This window comes from Nitrobacter sp. CN101, from assembly GCF_055390255.1.
Map to the genome: position 1 here is coordinate 1,952,844 of NZ_AP038833.1, position 26,092 is coordinate 1,978,935.

Here is a 26,092-nt window from a genome sequence, read left to right on the forward strand (position 1 = left end):
CGGCCTCAGCCACGTACCATGGTGATGGAAACGTTTCTGATTTCACCTTTAGAGGTGATCCAGACCGATTGCCTTTTGCCCTGGGTGCGTATCGTCAGGTTTGCGGCATACCCGGCGGCTTGCGCGAACACTTCGATCTCGCCGCCTCCCGCGCGGCCGCGCAGGGAGCCGAACAGATTGCGGCTGGCTTCGCTCCATTGCCCGGTAATCTCATTGCCATGGCTGACAACGTTGCTGGAGAGATCGAACCTGTAGCTGTCGCTTGCGCAATGCAGGCTCTGGTTCATGGTCGTGCCTGTGCGGTCCACCCCGTAAGACGCTTTGCAACGAATGTTCTCTTTCGATCCGTCTGACAGGGTGACCGTGCCTTTTCCAGACCAGTTTCCCCCGAAGCCTGCAAACGGAGCAGACTGGCCGAAGCTAGCCGGGGCGGACAATGCAAGGCCCGCGACAAGGCCCGCTGCACTCGCCGATCTCCGAATCAGCTTGATGGAAAACAGCTTCATGCCCGGTTTCCTATCAAAAGGTGCTTGGCAATGATTCCCTGCTATATCTTTAGTCTCACCGCGTCTCACGAGGTTCAATCTTCAAAGCCGAAGTTGCCGCAGTGTAGCCGCTATGAGCAGATTTGAACTGTCACTAAACTGAGCGGATGGCACTTGACTGACCATCGGCAAACCTGCCACGTGAACTTAGCTGAAGCTTCGTTCGTACTTTAGTCGATTATTTCAGGCGTGTTAGAAATTATTATTGGGATAAGGTGTTGGGCTGCAGCGGTATCCCGCGGTTGCCGCAATTTTAGCCGCATTCGCAGCGTTTTTTGCATGAGGATGTGCTCAGGAATGGCTCAGGTTGATCTTGATTGCTGTGTGCCGCGGCAGACAGACGTTGGCAGCGTCGACGCGTCCGTATCCTCTTGCGAACTCTTTCGATATGGTATCGATAAAGGGTTTGTGGCGTGATTGCCCTCCAAGATTTGAAATGCCTGTCATCCGGTATGCGCCGCGTTGTGCAGGATCGAACTCTCCCTCGTTGCAGTGAAGGATTATGATGTCCAAGATTCTATTCTCGTTCGCCCTCCTTCTATCATTCGGCTCGACCGTGGCGATGGCGCAGGTCCGAGGGCAACCGTATGGCGGGCAGCTCCAAGGACAACCGTACGGCGGGCAGGTCCAAGGGCAACCGCACAGCGGGACTGAAGCGGAACACCGCGCCTGCGCGCGGGACGTCACCCGTTTCTGCCGTCCAGTGATGGATCAGGGCGATTTCGCGGTTCTCGCGTGCTTGCAGCAGAATCGCCCGAAAATCTCAAAGCCGTGTAACCAGGTTCTGGCGAGCCATGGCCAGTAAAGCATATCATCTCGCTTTATCCGTTCCCTTTTGTCGCAGCGCCGGACCCTGGGGCTAAAAAGCGAAAGATAGCATTGGTTTAGCCCGCAGTTTCCCCTATATGGAGCGCGGGCGACTCTCTGCCCGTCGGTTTCGGAACCGGCGGGAGGCCCGATTGCGATTCAATCAACGTAACCGGTCCTGATGCCTGCCGCGAACCAACTGCGATCCGGAAAGACCCATCGCGACGAGAACTTTCCCGTCGCATCGTGGGTTATTCACCCGCGTCACCGCGGACTGATCCTCGCGTTCTACAATTTCGTCCGGACGGCGGATGACATCGCCGACCATGCCGAACTCGGTGAAAAGGACAAGATTGCCTGGCTCGACCTGTTCGAGAGTGAGCTTCTGGGGCAGGGAGATAGCCAGCCCGAAGCTGTGAACCTTCGCAAGGCGCTGGCGCAACGGTCGATGCCTCCGCGCCATGCCGTCGACGTGCTAAAGGCGTTCCGGATGGACGTCACCAAGCTGCGCTACGAGACCTGGGACGACGTGATCGACTATTGCCGCTATTCGGCGATGCCAGTCGGACGATTCATGCTCGACGTGCACGGCGAGAGCGAAGAGACCTGGGTCGCGTCGGACGCGCTGTGCGCCGGCCTGCAGATCAACAACCATCTTCAGGATTGCGCCAAGGATTACAGAAACCTCAACCGCGTATATCTGCCGCGCGATGCGCTTGCTGCATCGGGCGCCTCCGTGGAGATGCTCGGGGACGACAAAGCCCCGCCGGTGCTCCTGCGATGCTTGCAAGCGGTCGCCGGACGAACCGAAGCATTACTCAACCAGGGCCGGCCGCTCGCGGGTGAGATCAGGGATATGCGGCTAGGACTTGAAGTCGCCGTGATCCAGATGTTCGCCGACAGGATCGTCGCGCTGCTGAAGGTGCGCGATCCCTTGAGCGAGACGGTTCATCTGAAGCCGCTGCAATTGCTCGGCTACAGCGTCGCCGGTATCACCACGGAGATGCTCCGCCGTTCGGTTCGACGGCGGCCGGTGTCCAACCCGGCTGCTGGCGCATGACAATCGAGACGACAGATGCCAGTTCGGGAGCGACTGCCTCTAGCAGCTCGTTCTACGCGGCGATGCGTATCCTGCCGCGCACGCAACGCGAGGCGATGTTCCAGATCTACACGTTTTGCCGTTACGTGGACGACATTGCCGATTCGGATCTTCCGCGGCCCGAACGGCAGGCCGCGCTTCAGCAGTGGCGTGACGACATCGATGCGCTCTACCGGGGGCAGGCCCCAGAGCGGTTGCGCGATTACACCGCCTCCGTTCGCGGCTTTGGCCTGCGCCGCGAGGATTTTCTCGCCGTCATCGACGGCATGGAAATGGACGTGCTGGCGGATATCCTTGCACCTGACGATGCCACGCTCGATCTGTATTGTGATCGCGTCGCAAGCGCCGTCGGGCGGCTATCGGTCCGGGTGTTTGGATTGCCAGAGCAGGACGGCATTCTGCTTAGTCACCATCTTGGCCGTGCACTGCAGTTGACAAACATCCTGCGTGACGTCGACGAGGACGCGGCGCTTGGACGGTTGTATCTTCCGCGCGAAGGCTTGCTTCACGCCGGTATCAGCAGCTTCAATCCGTCCGCCGTGATTTCGAACCCGGCGCTCCCGCAGGTCTGTGCCGAGCTGGTGAAGCGGGCGCGGGGACATTTCGCCAAATCGGACGAAATCATGAATCGCAACTCGCGCCGCGCCGTGCGCGCGCCGCGCATCATGTCGAGATACTATCACGCCATATTGGATCTGCTGGAGGATCGCGGCTTTCAGTCGCCGCGGTTACCTGTCCGCGTGAGCCCCGCGGCGAAGATCGCCATTGTTCTCCGATACGCGTTGATCTGATGCAAAGAACCGTTCATATCGCCGGTGGTGGCATTTCCGGTCTTTCAGCGGGTGTGCGTCTGGCCGATGCCGGCTATCGGGTTCGCGTGTACGAGGCCGCGCAACAGGTGGGCGGCCGTTGCCGTTCCTACTTCGACGGCGCGACCAATCTCACGATCGATAACGGCAACCATCTGGTGCTTTCCGGCAACCACAGTGTGCTGGCGTATGCACGCAAGATTGGTTCCGAAGCTGGCTTGCAGGGGCCGCCGAAGGCCGAATTTCAGTTTATCGATATTGCCGCCAATAAACGCTGGACCTTGCAGATCAACGATGGGCGGGTTCCGTTCTGGGTTTTCGACCGCAACCGCCGGGTGCCGGATACATCGCTCGCAGACTATTTTGCCCTCGCGCCGCTGATTTGGGCCAATGCCCGCACGCGAGTCGGCAATGCCATCAAGTGCGAAGGCGTGCTTTACAAACGGTTGGTGCTGCCGCTCCTGCTTGCGGCGCTGAACATCGACCCGCCCGACGGATCGGCGGGTCTCGCCGGTACGATCATTCGCGAAACGCTGCTGGCGGGTGGTCAGGCGTGCCGCCCGCTGATCGCGCGCGACGGACTGAGCTCGGTACTGATCGAGCCGGCGATCGACTACATTCGTGCCAGGGGTGGCAGCGTCGATATCGGCCACGAAGTACGGCAGATCACCATGGCGAACGATCGGGTTACGGCGCTCTCGCTGGGCGATCAGACCATCGCGCTCGACCCGAACGATGCCGTCGTGATGGCGGTGCCGCCGCGATCGGCAGCCACGCTGGTGCCCGGCCTGACGGTGCCGACGAAATTCCGCGCCATCGTCAATGCACACTTCCGCTTCGTTCCACCGCCACATCACCCCCCGATGATCGGCGTCGTGAATGGCCTGATTGAATGGCTGTTCGCGTTTCAGGACCGCTTTTCCATCACCATCAGCGGCGGCGACCGGCTGGTGGACATGCCGCGCGAGGAACTGGCGCGGGCGATCTGGAAGGACATCTGCGTGGTCGCGGGTATCGAAGCCGAGATGCCGGCCTGGCAGATCGTGCGCGAGCGCCGCGCCACATTCGAGGCCTCGCCCGAACAGGCAGCCCTGCGTCCGGGAGCGCTGACGGCGTGGAAAAACCTGTTCCTTGCCGGCGACTGGACTGATACGGGGTTGCCGGCAACCATCGAGGGATCGGTCCGCTCCGGAAACCGGGCTGCCGATCACGTTCTGAAAGCCCGTTCAATCTGAGACATCAGTCGCCATGAGTTCCATGAACGCCACGGCCGCGCCGATTGATGATGCCGTCCTCGGGGACCGCATCGGCGCCGCTACCCGCGGACTGCTGAACTTTGAGCAGCCGGACGGTCATTTTGTGTTCGAGCTTGAGGCCGACGCGACCATCCCGTCCGAATACATCCTGATGCGACACTACCTCGGCGAGCCGGTCGACACAGTGCTCGAAGCCAAGATCGCGGCTTACCTCCGCCGTATTCAAGGCGCGCATGGTGGCTGGCCACTGGTGCATGATGGTCCGTTCGACATCAGCGCCAGCGTAAAGGCCTACTTCGCGCTGAAGATGGCCGGCGACTCCGTCGACGCGCCACACATGGCGCGCGCGCGCGAGGTGATCCTGTCCCGCGGCGGCGCGGCCAACGTGAACGTCTTCACGCGCTTTCTGCTCTCGTTCTTCGAAGTTCTGACATGGCGCAGCGTTCCGGTCCTGCCGGTCGAGATCATGCTGCTGCCGATGTGGTCGCCGTTTCATCTCAATAAGATTTCCTATTGGGCGCGCACCACCATGGTGCCGCTGATGGTTCTGGCCGTACTGAAGCCGCGCGCGCGCAATCCACGCGGCGTCGGCATTCGCGAACTTTTTCTTCAGGATCCGGCCACCGTCCGCACGCCGAAGAGAGCTCCGCATCAAAGCCCGGCCTGGTTCGCATTGTTCAGCGGTCTTGACTGGATCTTGCGAAAGATCGAGCCGCTGTTTCCTAAGTGGCTGCGTGCGCGCGCTATGAAGAAGGCGATTGGGTTCGTCGAGGAGCGCCTCAACGGCGAGGACGGCCTCGGCGCGATCTTTCCGCCGATGGTCAATACGGTGATGATGTACGATGCGCTGGGGTTTCCACCGGAGCATCCGCCACGTGCGGTGACGCGACGCGGCATCGACAAGCTGTTGGTGATCGGCAAGGATGAGGCCTATTGCCAGCCCTGTGTATCGCCGATCTGGGATACCGCGCTGAGTTGCCACGCGCTGCTCGAATCCGGCGGCCCCGAGGCCCTGAACAGCGCCGGCAAAAGCCTCGACTGGCTGCTCCCGAAGCAGGAGCTCGTTCTTAAGGGCGACTGGGCGGTGAAGCGCCCGGACGTGCGACCGGGGGGCTGGGCATTTCAATATGCCAACGGCCATTATCCCGATCTCGATGACACCGCTGTCGTAGTCATGGCGATGGACCGGGTACGCCGTAACGAGGGGACCGATAAATATGACGAGGCGATCGCGCGCGGCCGCGAGTGGATCGAGGGGATGCAGAGCCGGGACGGCGGCTTTGCCGCGTTCGATGCCGACAATCTTGAATACTATCTCAACAACATCCCGTTCTCCGACCATGCGGCGCTGCTCGATCCGCCGACCGAGGATGTCACCGCGCGATGCGTTTCGATGCTGGCGCAACTCGGCGAGACTGCTGAAAGTAGCCCGTCCTTGGCGGCCGGAGTTGAGTACCTGCGCCGGACCCAGCTCGCCGAGGGATCCTGGTACGGCCGCTGGGGCCTGAACTACATCTATGGCACCTGGTCGGTTCTCTGCGCCCTCAACTCCGCCGGGGTGGATCGCCAGGATCCGGCGATTCGCAAGGCGGTGGATTGGCTGGTCTCTATCCAGAACGCGGACGGCGGCTGGGGCGAGGATGCGGTCAGCTACCGACTCGATTATAAGGGGTTCGAGGGGGCACCCACCACCGCTTCGCAAACCGCGTGGGCGTTGCTTGCGTTGATGGCTGCGGGCGAGGTCGAAAATCCTGCAGTGACCCGGGGAATCGGGTACCTGATAGACACACAAGCAAAAAAAGGCCTGTGGGATGAGCAGCGCTACACGGCCACGGGGTTCCCACGGGTATTTTATCTGAGGTACCATGGTTACTCAAAATTCTTCCCGCTCTGGGCGCTGGCGCGGTATCGGAATTTGAGAAGCACCAACAGCAAGGCGGTAGGGGTCGGGATGTGAATTTGGGGGCGGCGATTGACGTATCCGCGGGCAATGCCTTTGACCCGCGGCCGGTATTAATTGTGACCGGTCTGGTTCAGGAAGCCCGCATCGCCGCGGGCCCCGGCATGACTGTCATTTGCAGCAGCAGCAATCCCCGGCAGTTGCGAGCGCTTCTCGAAGGGTTCGATCCGTCTACGGTACGCGGCGTGATCAGCTTCGGCGTCGCCGGTGGGCTCGATCCGTCTCTGAAATCGGGAGACGTCGTGGTTGCCACGGAAGTTGTGAACGGTACTTCGCGGTGGCGGGCAGGCCTTGCGCTCAGCGAGGAATTGATCAACGGCTCCGGTTTAGGCGGCCAGAAAGTGGTCCGCGCCGGGCTTGCCGGAGCCGAGCAGGTCGTCCTGGAGCAGGCCGGCAAGGCAGTGCTCCACGCTACGACCGGCGCTTCGGCGGTCGACATGGAAAGTCACATCGCGGCCGCCTATGCTACCGCGGCGGGTCTCCCCTTTGCCGCGCTACGCGTGATCAGTGATCCCGCAACGCGGGCGCTGCCGGCGATCGCCCGCAACGCCATCAAGCCAAACGGCAACATCGACTTGAAAAAGGTGCTCCGTGGCCTTGCTCGAAATCCGTTCACCCTGGGCGCATTGGTATCTACCGGAGTCGATTTCAATCGGGCACTCCGCTCCTTGCGCGGGTGCCGTAATTTTCTGTTAGGCGGCGAAAGTCTCGTTCCGGCGGATTATATGGCAACGCCGTCGGTCGCAAGACCGAGGGGGCCAGGTCATCGAAAAGGTCGCACCGGAGAGTCTGTCCCGGCGCGAGGCTTTTCTGGTTTGCGAGCGAATGTGTCGCAACCCCGTGCAGCTTTGATGGAATTGAAGCCGGGCTCGGCTCTTTAAAGTCAGATTCAAGAGAGTCGGATTTCAACGTCGTTGAATCAGACTTTCTTACTTCTTTGCGATTGAGCATGATCTTGACCGAAAACCGGTTGCCGGTTTTCGGGATCATGCTTTAGCGGCTACATGGTGCGAACCGGTGCCGCTATCGTTGGATGGCGTCACGCTGCTGTAGAAGCCTTTTGCTCCTTTGCAGCTTCTTTTGCAGCGGCGGCGGCAGCTTCGTCCTTGCGGATATCTGACAGCTTCTTTTGAACCTGCTCGGCAAAAATGTACTGTGCCGGACGCTGCTTGCTGAGGTCGATTTCGGGCGCCATCGGGCCCGTCGTCCGGACGCCGCGCAGTGCTACCCACATGGTCTTGAGCGGATTGTTCAGCGCCGCGGTAGCCGCGGTCGGCTCGTAACCGCAATGCGCCATGCAGTTGGCGCACTTTTCGTACTTGCCGGTGCCGTAGCTGTCCCAGTCGGTGGTCTCCATCAATTCCTTGAAGGTCTTGGTGTAGCCCTCGCCGAGGAGGTAGCAGGGTTTCTGCCAGCCGAAGATATTGCGCGCTGGCATCCCCCACGGCGTGCAATGGTACTCCTGATTGCCGGCCAAAAAGTCGAGGAACAGGCCAGAGTGCATGAAGTTCCACTTCTTGCCCTTGCCGCGCGCGAACACGTCGCGGAACAGCGTCTTGGTCTTGGTGCGGTTTAGGAAGTGCTCCTGATCGGGAGCGCGCTCATAGGCGTAACCCGGCGACATCGAGACTCCGACGCCAAGCTCAGCCGTGAAGTCGAGGAACTTTGCGATCTCTTCGGCTGGATAGTTGTCGAAAATCGTGGCGTTGACGTTGACGGTAAAGCCTTTCGCCTTCGCAGCCTTGATCGCGGAGACGGCGCGATCGAACACACCCTCCTGGCACACGGATTTGTCATGGTGCTCCTTTAGGCCATCGAGATGCACCGAGAAGAACAGATACGGCGAGGGTTCGAACAGATCGAGCTTCTTCTCCAGCAGCAGCGCGTTGGTGCAGAGCGAGACGAACTTCTTGCGCGCAACAAGGCCGCGCACGATCTCGCCGATCTCCTTGTGGATCAACGGCTCGCCGCCCGGAATGGCAACCATCGGTGCGCCGCATTCCTCGGCCGCGTCCCAGCACTCTTGAGCGCTCATACGACGGTTGAGGATCGCGTCGGGATAGTCGATCTTGCCACATCCGGAGCAGGCGAGATTGCAGCGGAACAGCGGCTCGAGCATCAGTACAAGCGGATAGCGCTTGCGGCCCAGCATCTTCTGCTTGATCAGATATCCGCCGATCTTCAGTTCTTTAAAAAACGGTATTGCCATCACAAGTCTTCTCTCTGGAGTTACCAGCTAAAATTTTGAAGGGGATCAAGCTGAGGTGAGTTCAGACGGGAGCCGGAATTCGATGTTTTCTTCCCGTCCCGGCAGTACCGAGACGGCTATCGGCCCGATGCGCTTCAATGCCTCAATAACGTCGTCGACAAGAACCTCCGGAGCCGAGGCGCCGGCCGTAATGCCCACGGCTTTCGCCCCTTTCAACCACTCCGCGTTGAGTTCGCTGCCATCAGCGATGAGGTAACTTGCAACGCCGACTTCGGTGCCGATTTCGCGCAGCCGGTTCGAATTTGAACTGTTGGCTGCGCCGACCACTAGAATAACGTCCACCAGCTTGCTGAGGTCCCTTACCGCAGATTGCCGATTCTGTGTTGCATAGCAGATATCGCGTGTGTCGGGACCCTGAATATCGGTGAAACGCTGCTGGAGGGCGAGAATGATGTCCTTGGTGTCGTCAACGCTGAGCGTCGTCTGGGTAATATAGGCCACCGGCGTATCGGAAGGCAGCGTCAGGGCCGCGACGTCATCCACATCTTGAACAAGCAGGACGGGGCCTGGAACCTGTCCCATAGTTCCCTCAACCTCAGGATGGCCAGCGTGGCCAATTAAGATCAGGGTTCGCCCCTTGGACGTGTAGCGTTTGCCCTGGTTGTGAACCTTGGTGACCAGCGGGCAGGTGGCGTTGAGCACGGGCAGGCCGCGAGCAAAAGCTTCTTCTTCCACGCTCGGCGCAACGCCGTGAGCGCTGAACACGGTAACGGCCTTCGGCGGAACCTCCGACAGATCCTCGACGAAAATTGCCCCTTTATCTTTCAGGCTTTCCACAACGTACTTATTGTGAACGATCTCATGGCGGACATACACTGGGGGTCCGTACTTCTCCAGCGCGCGCTCGACGATCTCGATCGCGCGGACGACGCCTGCGCAGAATCCACGCGGCTGTGCCAGCAGAATTTCAATTGGACGAGGATCAGTCAATTTGCACCTTATGCATTATGCTGTAACTCCACATAGAACTGAACGTTCTTCTAAATAATCCCACGTGCCTTCAAGAAATGTCACAGGTATATAATCTGCGGGTCGCGCTCTCTGGATTTCAACGCTATGATATATATGGCCTTTGCGTCAGAACAAAACGTTGCAATGACGCAGGCTTTTTAGTCGGCGGATTGATCCGGAACTGGTATTTTCGGTATTATGATATGGGCTAACCCGCCCAAATGGCCCTCACTGATTCGTCACTTGCCGTCCGCGGAGACAACGATATCAAAGCGCTTGAATCGTCGGCAAATCTCCCGAACTAGAACCCACCGCAGGTGTTGCGCACCTTATTCTCTGAAATACCATACAAAAGTCGTTAGATCAGGCAGAAGAACCGGGCCGGGTCCGTTCATGTGCGTATACGTACACGGTAGCAGAAAGAAAGAATGTGCTGACAGGTATTGTTGTTTCGATCGTTAAGACTTGCACACGGTTTGCTTGGGTTACTGCGTTGGTTGCGATCGTGCTGGCCGCCGGTGCGGTCTTCTATTCGGCGAAAAATTTCGAAATAAATACTGATATCAATAAGTTAATCTCGCCTGATCTGGATTGGCGGAAACGCGACATCGCTTTCGAAAAGGCGTTCGACCAGGAAAGACTGATCCTTGCGGTCGTGGAGGCTCCCACGGCGGAATTTGCCAGCACTGCCGGTGCCATGCTGGCCGCGAGGCTCAAGAACGACCACCGCAATTTCGAATCGGTTCAGCTACTCGGCGGAGGGCCGTTTTTCGAGCGGAACGGCCTGTTGTTCCTTCCCACTGAGGAGGTCAAGCAGCTCACGGGCCAGTTTGGCGAGGCCGCGCCCCTGGTCGAAATTATGGCCGGCGATCCGAGCTTGCGCGGGCTGACCGCCGCGCTCGAAACGGCGCTGGTCGGGTTGAAGCGGGGTCAGTTCGAGCTGGACAGCACGGCGCGGCCTTTCTCGCTGATTGCCCAGAGCGTTGAGGACGTTCTGACCAAGGGAAGCGGCAGCTTCTCCTGGCGTCAGCTTGCAAGCGACAAGCCGCTGTCGAAATCCGATCTTCGTTCGCTAATCCAGATCAAGCCGTACCTCGATTTCAATGCGCTCGAGCCGGGCAAGGATGCCACCGATGCGATCCGCAGAGCCGCCTTCGATCTGGATATTGCCGGCAAGTTTGGTGCGCGCGTCCGACTGACCGGGCCGGTGCCGATCGCCAACGAAGAATTCGCTACCGTGCAGGAGGGCGCCATCGTCAATGGCGTGGGGACGGTGGTGATCGTGCTGGTAATCCTTTGGCTGGCGTTGCGCTCGCCGAAAATCATCTTCGCGGTGTTTGCGACGCTGTTCGTCGGACTCACGGTCACGACGGCGGTCGGCCTCATGATGGTGACATCGCTCAATCTGTTGTCGATCGCCTTTGCCGTGCTGTTTATCGGCCTCGGCGTTGATTTCGGCATTCAGTATAGCGTCCGCTACCGTTCCGAGCGGTTCAAGACCGATGATTTGGAAAAAGCGTTAGTGGTGGCGGCGAAGCGTTCCTCGGTCCCTCTGTCGCTGGCGGCGATGGCGACTGCGGCGGGCTTCCTGTCGTTTTTGCCGACGGATTACAAGGGTGTGTCGGAACTCGGCAGAATCGCCGGCGTAGGTATGTTGATCGCGTTTCTCACAAGCATCACCGTTCTTCCGGCGTTGCTGCGTCTTCTGAACCCGCCGGGTGAGAAAGAGCCGGTCGGCTACGCGTTTTTGGCCCCGCTCGACCGTTTTCTCGAAGACTATCGCGTGGCGATCGTCGGCGGCACTATTGCAGTGGTCATTCTCGGAGCGCCTGCGCTTTACTTCCTGCGATTCGATTTCAATCCGATCCACCTAAGGAGCTCAAAGGTCGAATCGATCGCCACATATCTGGATTTGCGGAGAGATCCCGATACCGGTGCGAACGCCATCAACGTGATGGTCAAGTCCGAGCAAGAAGCTCAGCGGGTCGAGGCCCGGCTCGCTGAAGTGCCTGAAGTTGCACGCACCCGGTCGCTCGATAGCTTTGTCCCGGCTGACCAGCCTGAGAAACTCAAGCTGATTGCGCGAGGCGCTAAAATTCTTGGTCCAGCGCTCAATCCGGATTCGATTGATCCGCCACCCTCCGACGAGGAGAATGTCGATGCGCTGAAGAGCACCGCCGATAGTCTGCGGAAAGCGGCCGGCACTCATCAGGGACCGGGTGCCGCGGCCGCAAAGCGGCTGGCTGACGATCTTACCCGGCTGGCCGATTCGAACGAAGCCATGCGTGAAAAAGCGCAAGCCACCTTCGTCGAACCGCTCAAGATCATGTTCGAACAGCTTCGAAATTTACTGAAGGCCGAACCTGTCACCCTTGAATCCTTGCCACCGGATTTCGTGAAGCTCTGGAAGAGCGAAGACGGCATTACGCGCGTCGAAGTGTTGCCGCGCGGAGATCCGGACCACAACGAGACGCTGCGAAAATTTGCCAGCGCTGTGCTCGCGGCTGCGCCCAACGCCATCGGCGGGCCGGTATCGATTCTCAAGTCCGGCGACACCATCGTTAAGGCGTTTATCGAGGCGGGACTCTGGGCTTTGATCTCCATCAGCCTCCTGCTTTGGCTGGCACTGCGCCGAATTACCGATGTGCTGCTGACGCTGGTGCCGCTGCTGGTGGCGGGAGCGGTGACGCTCGAGATCTGCGTGATGATCGGGCTTCCTCTCAACTTCGCCAACATTGTCGCGTTGCCGTTGCTGCTCGGCGTCGGCGTGGCGTTCAAGATTTATTATGTCACGGCCTGGCGATCCGGCAGAACGAACCTGCTGCAATCAAGCCTCACGCGGGCGATCTTCTTCAGCGCTCTGACAACCGCGACCGCTTTCGGTAGCCTGTGGTTGTCGAGTCATCCGGGCACGGCAAGCATGGGTAAGCTGTTGGCGCTGTCGCTCATCACCACCCTTGCCGCGGTGCTCTTGTTTCAGCCCGCGTTAATGGGCCGTCCCCGCGATCTCGGGAAGTAGACAGATATCGCCGACAGGATCGGTCGGCGGGGTGGCACTGGTAGCGGACTTTTGACCGATGGTCTTGTGCGCAGACTTCGACGGAGCGGTCTTGGCCATGCCCGCCTTCGGCGCGGTGCTGGCAGGACCGTTGGATGGGCTGCTTGGAATCGGGGGGGCGGCGCGGGTCCAGGTTTCGCCGCCGCATAGGATGCCGAGCATGCAACCTTTGATCTCGAGTTTATCAGGGTCCAGTAGACGGATGCTGGCCGTTTGAAGCCGGCCGGTGGTTTTCGCGTCGTAGACCTGCCCCTCCCAAAGATCTTCGTTCGCTTTTTTCTTCATATCAAACAGCAATGGCATGCCGAGCGTGGGCCGGGCTTGCTTGGCGTGGTCGGCATTATTGCTGTCGACGCCCGGCTCTTTTTCCCAGGAGATCGCACCCCACATGCTGCCCTTGCATTCGGCCACCCGGACTTTGGCGACCCCGTCGGCAACCAGCCAATCCCCGGTGGGATCACCCGCGATAGCGGACCCTAATCCCGCTGTCACCAGAGCGGTTGCGACAAGGGAGGAAATAGCGGAAGTTCTGCAATAATCTAAAATGCGCATGGTATGTCCTGGGCGCTGCAACATGTTTTCAAGCCTGTGCTTAAGTAGAAGGGCTGGGGATCAGTGACAAAGTCAAATACCGTGTTCGTGCTTTTCAGTTGACGAAGCGACCATCAACCGAACTATGTAGCGGATGCTATATCCAAATCTAGACGTTTCCGAGATGTTTGTGGAACGGCAGGCGCAGCGCAGCGCGATGCATGTCCGCCACCTCAATGAACAGCTTGTCAGGGTTCTGAAGACCATCGGCTACGACGTTGGTTTCCAAAGTGGGCAGGGCCAATATCTGGTCGATCGCGAGGGCGCACATTACCTTGATCTATTGAGCGGATTTGGCGTTTTTGCGATTGGTCGGAACCATCCTGTGTTGCGGAATGCCCTGAAAGGCGTCCTCGACAGTGATCTCCCCAATCTTGTGCAAATGGATGTCTCCACGCTGGCCGGTGTTTTGGCTGAGCGGCTGCTCGTTCACGTTCCCTACCTCGACAAGGTCTTTTTTGCGAATTCCGGAGCGGAAAGCGTCGAGGCCGCCATCAAATTCGCGCGTGTCGCCACCGGACGGACGGGCATCGTTTACTGCGATCACGGCTACCACGGACTGACCTATGGCGCGCTCTCGCTGACAGACGACAAGAATTTCCGCGGCGGATTCGAGCCGCTGCTGCCCGATTGCAAAGTGATTCCGTTTAACGATCTCGCCGCGCTGGAGCAAACGTTGTCGTCGCGCCAGATCGCGGCCTTCATCGTCGAGCCGATTCAGGGCAAGGGCGTCAACATGCCCACCGATGAATTCCTGCCGGGAGCTGCCGCGCTGTGTCGGAAATATGGCACGCTGTTCGTGGCGGATGAGATCCAAACCGGTATCGGCCGGACCGGACGGTTTCTGGCCGTCGAGCACTGGAACGTCGAGCCGGATATGGTGCTGCTGGCGAAGGCGTTGTCCGGCGGTCATGTGCCGATCGGCGTGGTGCTGACCCGCAAGCACATCTTCGACAAAATATTCAACCGGATGGATCGCGCCGTCGTGCACGGCTCGACGTTCGCCAAAAACGATCTCGCGATGGCGGCAGGCATTGCCACGCTTGAAGTGCTGAAGGCCGAGAAACTGGTCGAGAACGCCGCGCAGCGCGGCGCGGAATTGCAATTGGCGCTCAACCGCATGGTGCCGGGTTACGAGCTTCTGAAGGAGGTCCGCGGCAAGGGCCTGATGATCGGCGTTGAGTTCGGGCCGCCGAAATCGCTGCGACTGAGGGCATCGTGGAATCTGCTGGAGACTGCCAACAAGGGCCTGTTCTGCCAGCTTATCACCGTGCCGTTGTTCAAGGATCACAAGATACTCACCCAGGTCGCCGGTCACGGCAGCCATACGATCAAGCTGCTGCCGCCACTCATCATCAATGATGAAGATTGCAAGTGGATCGAGACCTCATTCGACAGCGTCATTGCCGCAAGCCACCAGGTTCCGGGCGCGATCTGGTCACTCGGCAAGACTTTGATGGATAATGCCGTTCGCAAGTCGGCGTGACGCCCTTTCGTCGGCTGAAAATGCTTTAGCGAAGATCCGTGCAACCCGATCGGAAACAAGAATGCCTATCGTCAACCGCGTTGCCGATCTGCAATCCGAAATCGCTGGCTGGCGCAGGGATATCCACGCGCAGCCGGAGCTTCTGTACGACGTTCCTCGCACCGCTGCGTTCGTGGCCGACCGCTTGCGGGAATTCGGCTGCGACGAGATCGTGACCGGGCTTGGCAGGACCGGCGTCGTCGGCGTCATCAAGGGCAGACGTCCCGCTGGCGGGGAAGTCAAGGTGATCGGTCTGCGCGCCGATATGGACGCGCTGCCGATTCAAGAGGAAACCGGTTTACCTTACGCCTCGAAGACCGCCGGCAAGATGCATGCCTGCGGCCATGACGGCCATACGGCGATGTTGCTCGGTGCCGCGCGTTATCTCGCGGAGACGCGGAATTTCGCCGGCGAGGCGGTCGTGATCTTTCAGCCGGCGGAAGAGGGCGGCGCAGGCGCCGCGGCGATGATCAAGGACGGGCTGATGGATCGTTTCAGGATCGATCAGGTCTACGGCATGCACAACAATCCTGGACTGCCGCTCGGCGCCTTCTCCATCCGGCCGGGGCCTATCATGGCGGCGACCGACAGCGTCGATTTCAGGATCGAGGGCCACGGCGGCCACGCCGCGCGTCCGCATCTCTGTATTGATCCGGTGCTGGCCGGCTCGCAGCTTGTCGTTGCCCTGCAATCGATCGTGTCGCGCAATGTCGATCCGTTGGAATCGGCGGTGATTTCCGTATGTGAGTTCCACGCCGGCAGTACCAGCAACGTCATTCCCCAAACGGCCGAGCTGCGCGGAACGGTCCGCACCCTGAGGGCGGATATTCGCGACTTGATGGAAAAACGGATTCGAGAGGTTGCCGCTGGCGTGGCGCTGACGACTGGCGCCAGGATCCATGTCAAATTCAGGCGCGGCTATCCGGTCACAGTGAATCACCCCGAGCAGACAGATACCGCGATCAGGATCGCGAAAGAGATTGCTGGCGATAACAATGTACACGGGACGCCGCCGATGATGGGCGCGGAGGATTTCGCCTATATGCTGGAAGCGCGGCCCGGCGCCTTCATCTTCATCGGCAATGGCGATAGCGCGGGCCTGCATCATCCCGCTTACAACTTCAACGACGACGCTATCGTGTACGGCACGTCGTACTGGATCAGGCTGGTCGAGACCACGCTGGCGGCATAAGGTGCTTTGCACACAGAACTTGCTGTGCGCCGCTACCAGCGGCCATCACGCTGCCTTGCCGCGCTGCAGTTGTGTCGCGGCAATTTTCAGATCGCCGACAAAGCGCTCATATTCACGGGCTCTGGCGTCCTGATCCAGCAGCCGCAGCAGATAGGACGGATGCACCGTCACAGCGCCTTGCGTCCGTCGGCCATGTCGATCAGCCGTCCACGTGATTTGTTGATTGGCGTGCCAGAACACGCTTTGCGCCGCGGTCGCGTCCGGCGTCACCACCTGCGCCGGAGACCATTGGCGGCACGCCCTGATTTCCTTTGGTATCACAAAGCATCGCCGGAAAGTCCCGGTTGACTCTTGGCCTTGGCCGACGTTTACTAGAACGTATAGTGAACATTCAGGCTTGTCATCGGTTCTGACGTCACGACGGATTTTTGATCATGCCTGGAATCGGAAGCAGCGCAGGGAAGCTTGCGCGCCTGCGTGACCGCATCGCGCGCATCGAGACCGATCACGGGGGCGGAATGCCGGGCCGGGCGGCGCTCGGTCATGGCGAGGCGGATGCCGTGCTGCAGGGCGGGCTTGCGCAGGGCGCCGTGCATGAGGTGTTCGCGGAGGGGCGGCATAGCGCGGCGGCGACAGGGTTCATCGCAGGTCTTGCGCAGCGTGTTGGCAAGGATCGGCCGCTGCTCTGGGTGCGGCAGGATTTTGCCGCGCGGGAATCCGGTGCGCTGTCGATGCGTGGATGGCGGGAGATCGGCCTCGCCCCCTGTCTTTTGGTGACGGTCCATGCGCCGGATGTGGAGAGCGCGTTGCGGACAGCGGCCGATGCGCTGGCCTGCGATGCGCTCGGCGCCGTGGTCATCGAGATTTGGGGGGAGACGCGTCTGTTCGATCTCGTCGCCAGCCGCAGGCTGACGCTGGCGGCACGGGCCTCCGGCGTTACCGGGCTGCTGCTGCGGGTGGCGGCAAGCCCGCTGCCTTCGACGGCGGAGACACGGTGGATCGTGCGCCCGGCGGTGAGCCGGCCGTGCGCGGCCTGGCAGGCATGGGGCGCGCCCGTATTCGAAACCCAGCTTGTCCGTAATCGTCATGGCCAGACCGGCCAATGGATCATGGAGTGGAAGTGTGATGAGTGCCTCTTCCGTGACGTCTCGTTCCATGACTCCGAGACGCATCCTCAGCCTGTGGCTGCCGCGGCTGCCGACCGACCGCATCCGGCGCGAGTTATTGCGCTCCGAAGTGTCGGCTGAAACATGTGATTCACAATCTAGCTCGGCAAAGACGAAGGGAAAGTTGCCCCATATCGTCGTTGCCAAACAAAACAACGCGCTGGTTATCACCGCGCTGGACGATGTGGCTGCACGTCTCGGCCTTGCGGTCGGGCTGCCGCTGGCCAATGCCCGTGCGATCTGTCCCGACATCGACGTGTTCGATGCTGACGAGATTGCGGACGAGCAAACATTGAACGGCATCGCCGACTGGTGCGACCGCTTCACGCCGTTGGTGGCGCTCGATCCGCCGCACGGTCTGCTGCTCGACATTACCGGTTGCGCGCATCTGTTCGGCGGCGAGGCCGCGCTGATGAACGCGCTGTGCGACGCGCTGAGGCGACGTGGCTTTGTTGTCAGCGCGGCGATCGCGGGCACACCGGTCTGCGCGCGAGCGTTGACGCGCCATGCCCATGGCCGGATTGTCGCGCCCGGCGCGGAGCTAGAATCTGTTGCGCCGCTGCCGGTGTTCACGCTGGGGGCGGATGATGCGATCACGCGCGGGCTGTGCCGCGCCGGGTTGAAAACCATCGGCGATGTCGCTGCGCGCGGCCGCCACGAGATCGCCGCTCGTTTTGGTATCGCTTTCACAGCGCTCCTGGAACAGGCGCTGGGGCAAGGCGATACGCCAATTAATCCACGCAAGCCGCCGCCGGATTATATCGTCGAGAAGCGGTTTGCCGAGCCGATCACCACCGACGGCGCAATCGCGATGACGCTGGCAGGTCTTGCGCGCACGCTCATCGCCGCGATGGAAAAGCATGGCAAGGGCGCGCGGCATCTGGAAGCGAGTTTTTTCCGCACCGACGGCGCGGTGCGAGTCGTCGCAGTGGAGACCGGCCGTCCCGTTGCGCGCGGCGAAATCGTCGATCGCCTGTTCCGCGAGCGGCTCGATGCGCTGATCGATCCGCTCGATCCTGGTTTCGGATTCGATCTGGTGCGGCTGTCCGCAGTGCGAACCGAGTCCGTTGTGCAGGAGCAGCGCGACCTCGATGCGCATGTTCAGGACAATGACGAAGTGTCGGCGCTGATCGACCGCATTGCCGCGCGCATCGGCAGCCATCGCGTCATCGTGCATCTGTCACAGGATACGCATATTCCCGAACGCGAGTCGCTCTCATTACCGGCGCAACAGCATTTCGTGACGGCCATGCGCGCCGAGTGGCCCGCACGTATCGGGAACGAGCCGCCGCTGCGGCCATTGCGGATGTTTGCGCGGCCGGAGCCGATCGAGGTGAAGTTGGCGGAGGTGCCGGACAAGCCACCGCGTCATTTCATCTGGCGGCGTGTCACTCATACGGTGGTTCGTGCCGAAGGTCCCGAGCGCATCGCGATGGAGTGGTGGCGGACGCAGGAGGCAAGGCCGACGCGGGATTACTTTCGCGTCGAGGACGAAAGCGGATTGCGGTTCTGGCTCTATCGCGATGGTCTTTATGAAGCGGCTGAGAACGGCGATACCGTACCGCCAAAATGGTTTGTCCACGGGCTGTTCGCATGAAGCATCCGCGCGACATTCCACCCTATGCCGAAATCGGCATTGCCACCAACTTCTCGTTTCTGTACGGCGGGTCGCACCCGCAAGAATATGTGCATCAGGCGAGCGAGCTGCGGCTGCCTGTCATCGGCATTGCCGATCGCAACACGCTGGCGGGGGTGGTGCGCGCCTATACGGAGCTGGGAAACCCCGAGGTTCGTTATAAGCCGCGGCTGCTGATCGGATCGCGTCTCGTTTTCATCGATGGGACGCTGGACATCCTTGTCTATCCCAGTGATCGCAACGCCTATGGCCGGCTCTGTCGGTTGTTGACCCGCGGCAAGCGGGCGGCGGAGAAGGGCGAATGCCATCTGAGGCTGGATGATCTGCTGGAATTTTCCGAAGGCCAGCTTTTGGTTCTGATCTTGCCGCATCGTTTTGAACCGGCGAAAGTCCTGAAGGTGCTGGACCGGTTGCGGCAGAGTCGCGCGGACGGTGTCTGGCTCGCGGTAAGTCTGCTCTATCGCGGTGACGACCGGCGCCGTTTGCTGCGATTGCAGCGGATCGCGGCTGCCGCCCGCGTGCCGCTGCTTGCGACCAACGAGGTGCTGTACCATCACCCTGCACGCCGTCCGTTGCAGGATGTCCTCACCTGCATACGCGAAAAGATCACGATCGATGCCGTCGGACGACAACTCGAAGCCAACGCCGAGCGGCATCTGAAACCGGCGCATGAGATGGCGCGGCTGTTTCGTGATCTCCCGGAAGCGATCGCCGAAACGGTGGCGTTCGCCGCGCGCATCGCATTCACCCTCGATCAGCTTCAATATCAGTATCCCGACGAACCGGTGCCGCCCGGAAAAACGGCGCAGCATCATCTCGAGGATCTGACCTGGGCGGGCGTCTCAAAATATTTCCCGGAAGGGGCGGACGAGAAGTTGCGTGCGGTGCTGCGCAAGGAACTCAACCTGATCGCCGAACTTAAATACGCGCATTACTTTCTCACCGTGCATGACATCGTGCAGTGGGCGCGCAGCCAGAATATCCTGTGCCAGGGGCGCGGCTCGGCGGCGAATTCGGCCGTGTGCTATGTGCTCGGCATCACCGCGGTTAATCCGGCTGAGACCGATCTTCTGTTCGAACGGTTCATCTCGAAAGAGCGGCTGGAGCCTCCGGACATCGACGTCGATTTCGAGCATTCGCGCCGCGAGGAGGTGATGCAGTATGTCTATCGCCGCTATGGCCGCCATCGCGCCGCGATCATCGCCACCGTCATTCATTATCGGCCGCGCAGCGCCATCCGCGATGTCGGAAAGGTGCTGGGGCTGACCGAGGATGTCACGGCGGCGCTCGCCGACACGGTGTGGGGGAGCTGGGGCGATGATGTCAGCGACATGCAGATCAGGCAGGCCGGGTTCGATCCACAAAACCCGATGGTGCGCCGCGCCATTGCGCTTGCTACCGAGTTGATCGGATTTCCGCGTCATCTATCGCAGCACGTCGGCGGCTATGTGCTGACGCAGGATCGGCTCGATACCTACGTGCCGATCGGCAATGCCGCGATGGACGACCGCACCTTTATCGAGTGGGACAAGGACGATGTCGACGCCATGCGGATGATGAAGGTCGACGTGCTCGCGCTCGGCATGTTGACCTGCATCCGGAAATGCTTTGATCTGATCGCCGAGCACAAGGGGAAGCGTTACGAGCTTTCGGACATCAGGTCGAAGGATGACGACGAAGTCTATCAGATGTTGCAGCGAGGTGAATCCCTCGGTGTGTTCCAGGTCGAAAGTCGTGCCCAGATGAACATGCTGCCGCGGCTGAAGCCGCGCACGTTCTATGATCTCGTGATCGAGGTCGCCATCGTCCGTCCCGGGCCGATCCAGGGCGACATGGTGCATCCCTATTTGAAGCGGCGAGCCATGAAGCCGGAGGATATCGACTATCCCTATCCGAAGGGCGGCGACAGGAATGAACTGCGCAACGTACTGCACAAGACGCTCGGCGTGCCGTTGTTTCAGGAGCAGGCGATGCGGATCGCCATCGAAGCCGCGAAATTCACATCTGAGGAGGCCAATGGCCTGCGTCGCGCCATGGCGACGTTCCGCAACGTGGGGACCATTGGCTCCTTTCAGGAGAAGATGGTCGGCAGCATGATTGCGCGCGGCTACGATCCGATATTCGCGAAAAACTGTTTCGAACAGATCAAGGGATTCGGGTCTTACGGCTTCCCCGAGAGCCACGCGGCGAGCTTCGCGCAGCTCGTCTATGTCTCGTCATGGCTGAAGTGTTTCCATCCCGACGCGTTTTGCTGCGGTCTATTGAATTCGCAGCCGATGGGCTTTTACGCGCCGGCGCAGATCGTCGGCGATGCTCGCAAGAACGGCGTCGAGGTGCGGCCGATCGACGTCTCGTTCAGCCATTCGCAGAACACTCTGGAAGAGCGTGTGGGCGCGCATCATGCGGTGCGGCTCGGATTCCGTCAGATCGACGGATTCAAGTGGGTTGATAGGGATGAGGAGTATTTGAAACGAGACAAGATTCGGTCCCGGAATAGCGAGTTAGACGACTGGGGCGAGCGGATCGTCGCCGCGCGGCGGCACTGCCCCTTCGCCTCCATCGAGGATTTTGCCCGCGACACCAAACTGCCAAAGCGCGCGTTGATCCTGTTGGCCGATGCCGATGCTTTTCGCTCGCTCGGGCTCGACCGTCGTGCGGCGCTGTGGGCGGTGCGCCGCCTGCCGGACGACGTGCCGCTGCCATTGTTCGAAAGCGCCGTCGCGCGCGAGCTGCCGGACGAACATGCCGCGCCGTTGCCCGGGATGCCGCTGCCGGAGCAGGTGGTTGCCGATTATCAGACCGTGCGGTTGTCGTTGAAGGGCCATCCGATGGAATTCCTGCGCGCGATGTTCACCCGCGAACGCCTGGTGAGTTGCGCCGAGATTTGCCATGCCAATGACAGGTGTCGCGTCAAATGCGCGGGCGTGGTGCTGGTGCGGCAGCGGCCGGGCAGCGCCAAGGGCGTCGTCTTCATGACGCTGGAAGACGAGACCGGAATTGCCAATATCGTGGTGTGGCCGAAGATCATGGAGCGTTACCGCAAGGAGGTGATGGGCGCGCGGCTGATCGAGGTGGAAGGCCATATCCAGAGCAGCCCGGAGCAGGTCGTACATCTTGTCGCAAGCAAGCTGACCGATCGCTCAACCGAGCTGATGCATCTGGCGAACGATGCGCTCGTGCCCAGACATCCGCTGCCGCCGCCGGTCACACCGGCTGAGCCGCTCAACGACGACCGCCGCGAACACCCCAACAATCCGGCACAGAAAGTTCGTCACCCGCGCAACGTGCGCATCCTGCCGCGCTCGCGGGATTTTCATTGAGCTATTCGTTATGCCGGGCATAGCCGCCCGGAAGGAGAACGACGTTGCTTCGCTTGCCTATGACCCCGGCATCCATCATATGGATTTGCCGCTTCAAGTTCGGCAAATGACGGCCTCAAGCCTGATCGTGCCCTCACTCCACCGACGCGCCGACAGGCGGTCCGCCCGGTGGGCGATGCAGGAAGGTGATCGTCGCGAATGCGCCGAGCCGGGAGCCGACCGCGGCGAAGGCCACATAGACCCAGTTCTCTGTATAGCTGATCACGGCGAAGGACGAGAGCAGGTACCAGATGCTGCTCCAGGTCGCCGCCGGAACGCGCCGTCGCGCCACCACGGCCGAGGTGAACATCACATAAACGGCATCAGTCGCCGCGGTAGCGAGTACGACACCCACGGCGGTCAAGGGATCAATAGCGGCCATGACAGCTCCTTCCATTCGCATAAACATGAAATAGGGCGCGGTGCGCTGTCCCGCGCCGTATCGCATCGGCAGTTGACGTTGGATGGCAAATATTAATGCGCCGGTATGCATTTTTCTGGAAATCAACGTTGCGATCGGCGCCGATATTATCCGTGTCTCTATGATCCGGCTGAGAACGTTATTGATTATCGTCCGCCTTATGCCGGAAAACGAAGACGCTGCCGGTACAAATAACGTATTTCATTTCTTGCGACGGGTGACATAACCCGCAGTCGGACCATTTACGGAGAAGCAGGTATGAGTGAGGCGGAGCAGGGCAAATCCATCGGAATGGCGGAACTGAAGGCTGCCGCCGCTCGGCTCGCCGGACGAGTGATTCGTACGCCGCTGGTTCATTCGCGCACGCTGTCCGAAATCACCGGGGCCGAGGTCTGGCTCAAGCTGGAAAATCAGCAGTTCGTCGCCTCTTTCAAGGAACGCGGCGCGGCCAACAAGCTGCTCACGCTGTCACCTGAGGAGGCGCGCCGCGGCGTCATCGCCATGTCCGCCGGCAATCACGCCCAGGGCGTTGCCTATCACGCTCATAATCTCGGAATCGCCGCCACGATCGTGATGCCGAAATCAACGCCTTTTGTGAAGGTGTCGCGAACCAGGAAGCTCGGGGCGCGGGTGCGGCTCGAGGGCGAAATGCTGGCGGAGTCCGCCGCGTTTGCCCGGCAACTGGCCGCGGACGAAAATCTTGTCTTTGTCCATCCCTACAACGATCCGGCCGTGATCGCCGGGCAGGGCACGGTGGCGCTCGAGATGCTGGAAGATAAGCCGGCGCTGGATTGTATCCTTACGCCCGTCGGCGGCGGTGGACTGGTCGCGGGTTGTGCGATCGCGGCGTCGGGTCATGCGTCGGCGGTCGAGGTGATCGGCGTCGAGGTGGAGTCGTATGCTGCTGTGGCGCAGCATCTCGCCGGGCATCCGATCTCGGTCGGCGGCGCGACCATCGCCGAAGGCATCGCGGTGCGAGACGTCGGTTCGCTGCCGCTGGCGATCCTGCGCGAGTATGGCATCGAGGTGATGACGGTGGCGGAGCGTTTGATCGAGAAGGCCGTCATCCAGATGCTGGAGATCGAGAAGACCGTGACGGAAGGAGCGGGCGCGGCCGCGCTTGCGGCGCTGATGAGCGATCCCGGGCGGTTCGTCGGGCGCAAGGTCGGCTTGATCGTCTCCGGCGGTAACATCGATACGCGGACACTTGCAAATGTGTTGATGCGCGGGCTGGTGCGCGACGGCCGGCTGATCGATCTCGTTGTGGAGATTTCTGATAAGCCCGGAGCGCTGGCCGAACTCGCGTGCGTCATTGCCGAACTCCGTGGCAACATCGTCGAGGTGCAGCACCAGCGTCTGTTCAGCGCTTTGTCCGCCAACATGACCGAGGTCGAGCTGGTGATCGAGGCGCAAGACACCGCGCACGGCAGCGCCATCGTCGCCGGCCTGGAAGCCAAAGGCGTGAGAGCGCGCCGCCGCGACCGGCTGGTGCTATCAAGGGATTGAGAACGCCATTACATTGGATCGTTGCGGCCTGCACCAGAACATGGAAGTGCATGGAGGCGTATCATACATGACGGACGTGCGGACGACGGTCTGATGCCCAGGATTTTCACCGATCCCGCCGCAATTGTTGATGACATCATCCGCGAGAACGGTTCTCGTCTGGTGGTGGGACTGCCGCTTGGGCTCGGCAAGGCCAATCACATCGTCAATGCGCTGTATCGCCGGGCGGAAGCCGATCGCAATCTCGACCTCACATTGTTCTCGGCGCTAACGCTGGAGAAGCCGCGGCCATCGAACGAGTTGGAAAAGCGTTTCATTACGCCAGTGATCGATCGCCTGTTCGACGATTGGCCGGACCTCGATTACGCCGCCGCTTTGCATAAGGGTGCGTTGCCGCCGAACGTCAAGGTCACCGAGTTTTTCTTCCTGGCAGGAAAATGGCTGCGCAACAGCTATGCCCAGCAACACTACATCGCCGCCAATTACACTCATGCCGCATCCTATATCCTCGACCGCGGCCTCAACGTCATCACTCAACTCGTGGCGAAGCGCGTCGTCAACGGCGAGACGCGCTACAGTCTGAGCAGCAACACGGATACCACGCTCGACCTTCTGCGCGCACGCGCTGCGGGCCGCGCGTCGTTCAAACTGGTGGGACAGGTCAACTCGCAATTGCCGTTCATGCCAGGGGCGGGAGATTTGCCGGCCAGTGAGTTCAGCGCGGTCCTCGATAGCCCCGCCACCGACTTTCCTCTATTCGCGCCGCCCTCCGAGCCGGTATCCGACACCAAGTATGCTATCGGCTTGCACGCGGCCGGGCTGATCAAGGATGGCGGCAGTCTGCAGATCGGCATTGGTCAGACTGGCGATGCGCTGGCGCAAAGCCTGATCGTTCGTCACCGCGACAACGCGCGCTTTCGTGAGATCGCCGCACGGCTTGCGCCGGACAGTGCAATGGCGGAGACCGCGCCGTTTGCAACTGGCCTTTATGGCGTCAGCGAAATGGTTTTCGAGGCGTTTCTCGGGTTGATTGCAGCGGGCGTATTGAAGCGCGAGATCGACGGCGCGGTGCTGCACGGCGCGTTCTTTCTTGGACCGCAATCGTTCTATCGCGCGTTGCGCGAGATGACACCGGACGAGCGCGCCCGCATCCAGATGACAGCGGTGTCCTTTACGAATGAACTTTACGGCGATGAGGCCGCCAAGCGTCGCGCCCGCGTTGACGCGCGCTTCGTCAACAACGCGATGATCGCAACCTTGATGGGGGCTGCGATCTCCGATGGTCTCGACAACGGTCAGGTGGTGAGCGGCGTCGGTGGACAATACAATTTCGTGGCGCAAGCTTTTGCGCTCGAGGGCGCGCGCTCGATCCTCACTCTGGAATCGACCAGACGAGAGAAGGGCGGCGTGGTGTCCAATATCCGCTGGACCTACGGCCATGCCACCATTCCGCGCCACCTGCGCGATATCGTCGTCACCGAATATGGGGTGGCGGACCTGCGCGGAAAAGCCGATGCCGATGTGATCGCGGCGATGCTCAACGTAACCGACTCGCGTTTTCAGGATCAGTTGATGCGGCAGGCGATCGACGCCGGAAAACTGCCGCGCGATCATCGGATTCCCGCAGCGCATTGCGACAACACGCCGGCGCGCATCGCAGCCGCGCTGAGCCCCGCGCGCACCGCTGGACTGCTGCCGTCGTTTCCGTTCGGTAGCGATTTCACCGAGGTCGAGCAGCGGCTGATACCGGCGCTTGAAATGTTGCGCGACGCGTCACGCTCGCCATTGACGCTTATCGGGTTGCTGATGAAAGGATTGCGCCCCGGCGATGCATCGGTGCAACCGGCGCTTGCGCGTATGGGGCTTGATCATCCGAATACGTTTTCGGATAGGCTTTATCGTGCGCTTCTCAACGGCGCGCTGAAGGAGAGCAAGAAGTAAA

At 60.6% G+C, this 26,092-nt stretch carries 19 protein-coding genes and 1 pseudogene; 14 read left to right on the forward strand and 6 right to left on the reverse strand.

The genetic code is table 11. From position 1 onward, the window contains the following. Nucleotides 1-5: 5 nt before the first annotated feature. On the reverse strand, nt 6-506 hold the full coding sequence (locus tag ACZ5IL_RS09675) for a hypothetical protein (RefSeq protein WP_464596527.1): 501 nt from the start codon (nt 504-506) through the stop codon (nt 6-8). Between the two features lie 544 nt (nt 507-1,050). Here ACZ5IL_RS09675 and ACZ5IL_RS09680 point away from each other — a divergent pair. The 6 genes from ACZ5IL_RS09680 (at nt 1,051) to ACZ5IL_RS09705 (ending at nt 7,357) form a co-directional block, all read left to right on the forward strand. Next, nucleotides 1,051-1,350, forward strand: a complete 300-nt coding sequence (locus ACZ5IL_RS09680; RefSeq protein WP_464596529.1) for a hypothetical protein — start codon at nt 1,051-1,053, stop codon at nt 1,348-1,350. Nucleotides 1,351-1,533: 183 nt separating this feature from the next. Then, nucleotides 1,534-2,412 carry a squalene synthase HpnC gene (gene hpnC / locus ACZ5IL_RS09685; RefSeq protein WP_464596531.1) on the forward strand — a complete coding sequence of 293 codons (879 nt, stop codon included), beginning with the start codon at nt 1,534-1,536 and terminating at the stop codon, nt 2,410-2,412. After that, nucleotides 2,409-3,242, forward strand: a complete 834-nt coding sequence (hpnD, locus tag ACZ5IL_RS09690) for a presqualene diphosphate synthase HpnD (RefSeq protein ID WP_464596533.1) — start codon at nt 2,409-2,411, stop codon at nt 3,240-3,242. Before hpnC ends, hpnD begins: the two co-directional genes overlap by 4 nt. Beyond that, nucleotides 3,242-4,495, forward strand: a complete 1,254-nt coding sequence (gene hpnE / locus ACZ5IL_RS09695) for a hydroxysqualene dehydroxylase HpnE (RefSeq protein ID WP_464596535.1) — start codon at nt 3,242-3,244, stop codon at nt 4,493-4,495. Before hpnD ends, hpnE begins: the two co-directional genes overlap by 1 nt. Before the next feature lie 13 nt (nt 4,496-4,508). Further along, nucleotides 4,509-6,473: a squalene--hopene cyclase gene (gene shc / locus ACZ5IL_RS09700; protein ID WP_464596537.1), complete on the forward strand. Its 1,965-nt coding sequence runs from the start codon at nt 4,509-4,511 to the stop codon at nt 6,471-6,473. Continuing rightward, nucleotides 6,470-7,357 carry a phosphorylase gene (locus ACZ5IL_RS09705; RefSeq protein ID WP_464596539.1) on the forward strand — a complete coding sequence of 296 codons (888 nt, stop codon included), beginning with the start codon at nt 6,470-6,472 and terminating at the stop codon, nt 7,355-7,357. The genes shc and ACZ5IL_RS09705 overlap by 4 nt, the downstream gene beginning before the upstream one ends. A 158-nt stretch (nt 7,358-7,515) precedes the next feature. Here ACZ5IL_RS09705 and hpnH read toward each other — a convergent pair whose 3' ends face one another. Together hpnH and ispH are read right to left on the reverse strand one after the other, a co-directional pair. Beyond that, entirely contained in the window at nt 7,516-8,685 is a 1,170-nt protein-coding gene (gene hpnH / locus ACZ5IL_RS09710; protein WP_464596541.1) for an adenosyl-hopene transferase HpnH, read from the reverse strand. A 45-nt stretch (nt 8,686-8,730) separates the two neighbouring features. Next, on the reverse strand, nt 8,731-9,657 hold the full coding sequence (gene ispH, locus ACZ5IL_RS09715; protein ID WP_464596883.1) for a 4-hydroxy-3-methylbut-2-enyl diphosphate reductase: 927 nt from the start codon (nt 9,655-9,657) through the stop codon (nt 8,731-8,733). Nucleotides 9,658-10,126: 469 nt separating this feature from the next. Between ispH and hpnN the strand changes: the two genes are divergently transcribed. Continuing rightward, nucleotides 10,127-12,715 carry a hopanoid transporter HpnN gene (gene hpnN, locus ACZ5IL_RS09720; protein WP_464596543.1) on the forward strand — a complete coding sequence of 863 codons (2,589 nt, stop codon included), beginning with the start codon at nt 10,127-10,129 and terminating at the stop codon, nt 12,713-12,715. Here the strand turns inward: hpnN and ACZ5IL_RS09725 are convergent. Continuing rightward, on the reverse strand, nt 12,683-13,330 hold the full coding sequence (locus ACZ5IL_RS09725; protein ID WP_464596545.1) for a DUF2147 domain-containing protein: 648 nt from the start codon (nt 13,328-13,330) through the stop codon (nt 12,683-12,685). The two genes, hpnN and ACZ5IL_RS09725, sit on opposite strands and share 33 nt — an antisense overlap. 109 nt (nt 13,331-13,439) lie before the next feature. Between ACZ5IL_RS09725 and hpnO the strand changes: the two genes are divergently transcribed. Both hpnO and ACZ5IL_RS09735 read left to right on the forward strand, forming a co-directional pair. After that, nucleotides 13,440-14,831, forward strand: coding sequence for an aminobacteriohopanetriol synthase HpnO (gene hpnO, locus ACZ5IL_RS09730; protein WP_464596546.1), 1,392 nt, complete (start codon nt 13,440-13,442; stop codon nt 14,829-14,831). A 61-nt stretch (nt 14,832-14,892) separates the two neighbouring features. After that, entirely contained in the window at nt 14,893-16,062 is a 1,170-nt protein-coding gene (locus ACZ5IL_RS09735; RefSeq protein ID WP_464596548.1) for a M20 aminoacylase family protein, read from the forward strand. A gap of 45 nt (nt 16,063-16,107) precedes the next feature. On the opposite strand, the pseudogene ACZ5IL_RS09740 reads toward ACZ5IL_RS09735, so the two are convergent. After that, a pseudogene (locus ACZ5IL_RS09740) lies at nt 16,108-16,371 on the reverse strand (UdgX family uracil-DNA binding protein); the annotation flags it as partial. Between the two features lie 125 nt (nt 16,372-16,496). Between ACZ5IL_RS09740 and ACZ5IL_RS09745 the strand changes: the two are divergent. From ACZ5IL_RS09745 to ACZ5IL_RS09755, 3 genes are read left to right on the forward strand one after another with little or no spacing between them, the layout of a single operon-like run. Beyond that, on the forward strand, nt 16,497-17,309 hold the full coding sequence (locus ACZ5IL_RS09745) for an ImuA family protein (protein WP_464596550.1): 813 nt from the start codon (nt 16,497-16,499) through the stop codon (nt 17,307-17,309). Further along, nucleotides 17,218-18,825: a DUF6504 family protein gene (locus ACZ5IL_RS09750; RefSeq protein WP_464596884.1), complete on the forward strand. Its 1,608-nt coding sequence runs from the start codon at nt 17,218-17,220 to the stop codon at nt 18,823-18,825. Before ACZ5IL_RS09745 ends, ACZ5IL_RS09750 begins: the two co-directional genes overlap by 92 nt. Further along, nucleotides 18,822-22,184: an error-prone DNA polymerase gene (locus tag ACZ5IL_RS09755; protein WP_464596552.1), complete on the forward strand. Its 3,363-nt coding sequence runs from the start codon at nt 18,822-18,824 to the stop codon at nt 22,182-22,184. The genes ACZ5IL_RS09750 and ACZ5IL_RS09755 overlap by 4 nt, the downstream gene beginning before the upstream one ends. A 133-nt stretch (nt 22,185-22,317) precedes the next feature. On the opposite strand, the gene ACZ5IL_RS09760 is transcribed toward ACZ5IL_RS09755, so the two are convergent. Beyond that, nucleotides 22,318-22,605, reverse strand: coding sequence for a hypothetical protein (locus ACZ5IL_RS09760; RefSeq protein ID WP_464596554.1), 288 nt, complete (start codon nt 22,603-22,605; stop codon nt 22,318-22,320). A gap of 297 nt (nt 22,606-22,902) precedes the next feature. On the opposite strand from ACZ5IL_RS09760, the gene ACZ5IL_RS09765 reads away from it, so the two are divergent. Next, a complete protein-coding gene (locus tag ACZ5IL_RS09765; protein ID WP_464596555.1) occupies nt 22,903-24,150 on the forward strand; it encodes a threonine ammonia-lyase in 1,248 nt (415 codons plus the stop codon). 93 nt (nt 24,151-24,243) lie between these two features. After that, the gene (locus ACZ5IL_RS09770; RefSeq protein WP_464596557.1) at nt 24,244-26,091 is read left to right on the forward strand and encodes an acetyl-CoA hydrolase/transferase C-terminal domain-containing protein; all 1,848 of its coding nucleotides are present in this window, start codon (nt 24,244-24,246) and stop codon (nt 26,089-26,091) included. Nucleotide 26,092 lies beyond the last annotated feature (1 nt).

Coding starts and splice junctions, on each gene's coding strand:
- ACZ5IL_RS09755 (WP_464596552.1), top strand. CDS start 18,822: ATGAAGCATCCGCGCGACATTCCACCCTATGCCGAAATCGGCATTGCC.
- hpnC (WP_464596531.1), top strand. CDS start 1,534: ATGCCTGCCGCGAACCAACTGCGATCCGGAAAGACCCATCGCGACGAG.
- ACZ5IL_RS09745 (WP_464596550.1), top strand. CDS start 16,497: ATGCCTGGAATCGGAAGCAGCGCAGGGAAGCTTGCGCGCCTGCGTGAC.
- hpnH (WP_464596541.1), bottom strand. CDS start 8,685: ATGGCAATACCGTTTTTTAAAGAACTGAAGATCGGCGGATATCTGATC.
- hpnE (WP_464596535.1), top strand. CDS start 3,242: ATGCAAAGAACCGTTCATATCGCCGGTGGTGGCATTTCCGGTCTTTCA.
- ACZ5IL_RS09680 (WP_464596529.1), top strand. CDS start 1,051: ATGTCCAAGATTCTATTCTCGTTCGCCCTCCTTCTATCATTCGGCTCG.
- ACZ5IL_RS09735 (WP_464596548.1), top strand. CDS start 14,893: ATGCCTATCGTCAACCGCGTTGCCGATCTGCAATCCGAAATCGCTGGC.
- ACZ5IL_RS09750 (WP_464596884.1), top strand. CDS start 17,218: ATGACTCCGAGACGCATCCTCAGCCTGTGGCTGCCGCGGCTGCCGACC.
- ACZ5IL_RS09765 (WP_464596555.1), top strand. CDS start 22,903: ATGAGTGAGGCGGAGCAGGGCAAATCCATCGGAATGGCGGAACTGAAG.
- ACZ5IL_RS09725 (WP_464596545.1), bottom strand. CDS start 13,330: ATGTTGCAGCGCCCAGGACATACCATGCGCATTTTAGATTATTGCAGA.
- ACZ5IL_RS09770 (WP_464596557.1), top strand. CDS start 24,244: ATGCCCAGGATTTTCACCGATCCCGCCGCAATTGTTGATGACATCATC.
- ACZ5IL_RS09675 (WP_464596527.1), bottom strand. CDS start 506: ATGAAGCTGTTTTCCATCAAGCTGATTCGGAGATCGGCGAGTGCAGCG.
- shc (WP_464596537.1), top strand. CDS start 4,509: ATGAGTTCCATGAACGCCACGGCCGCGCCGATTGATGATGCCGTCCTC.
- ACZ5IL_RS09760 (WP_464596554.1), bottom strand. CDS start 22,605: ATGGCCGCTATTGATCCCTTGACCGCCGTGGGTGTCGTACTCGCTACC.
- hpnO (WP_464596546.1), top strand. CDS start 13,440: ATGCTATATCCAAATCTAGACGTTTCCGAGATGTTTGTGGAACGGCAG.
- hpnD (WP_464596533.1), top strand. CDS start 2,409: ATGACAATCGAGACGACAGATGCCAGTTCGGGAGCGACTGCCTCTAGC.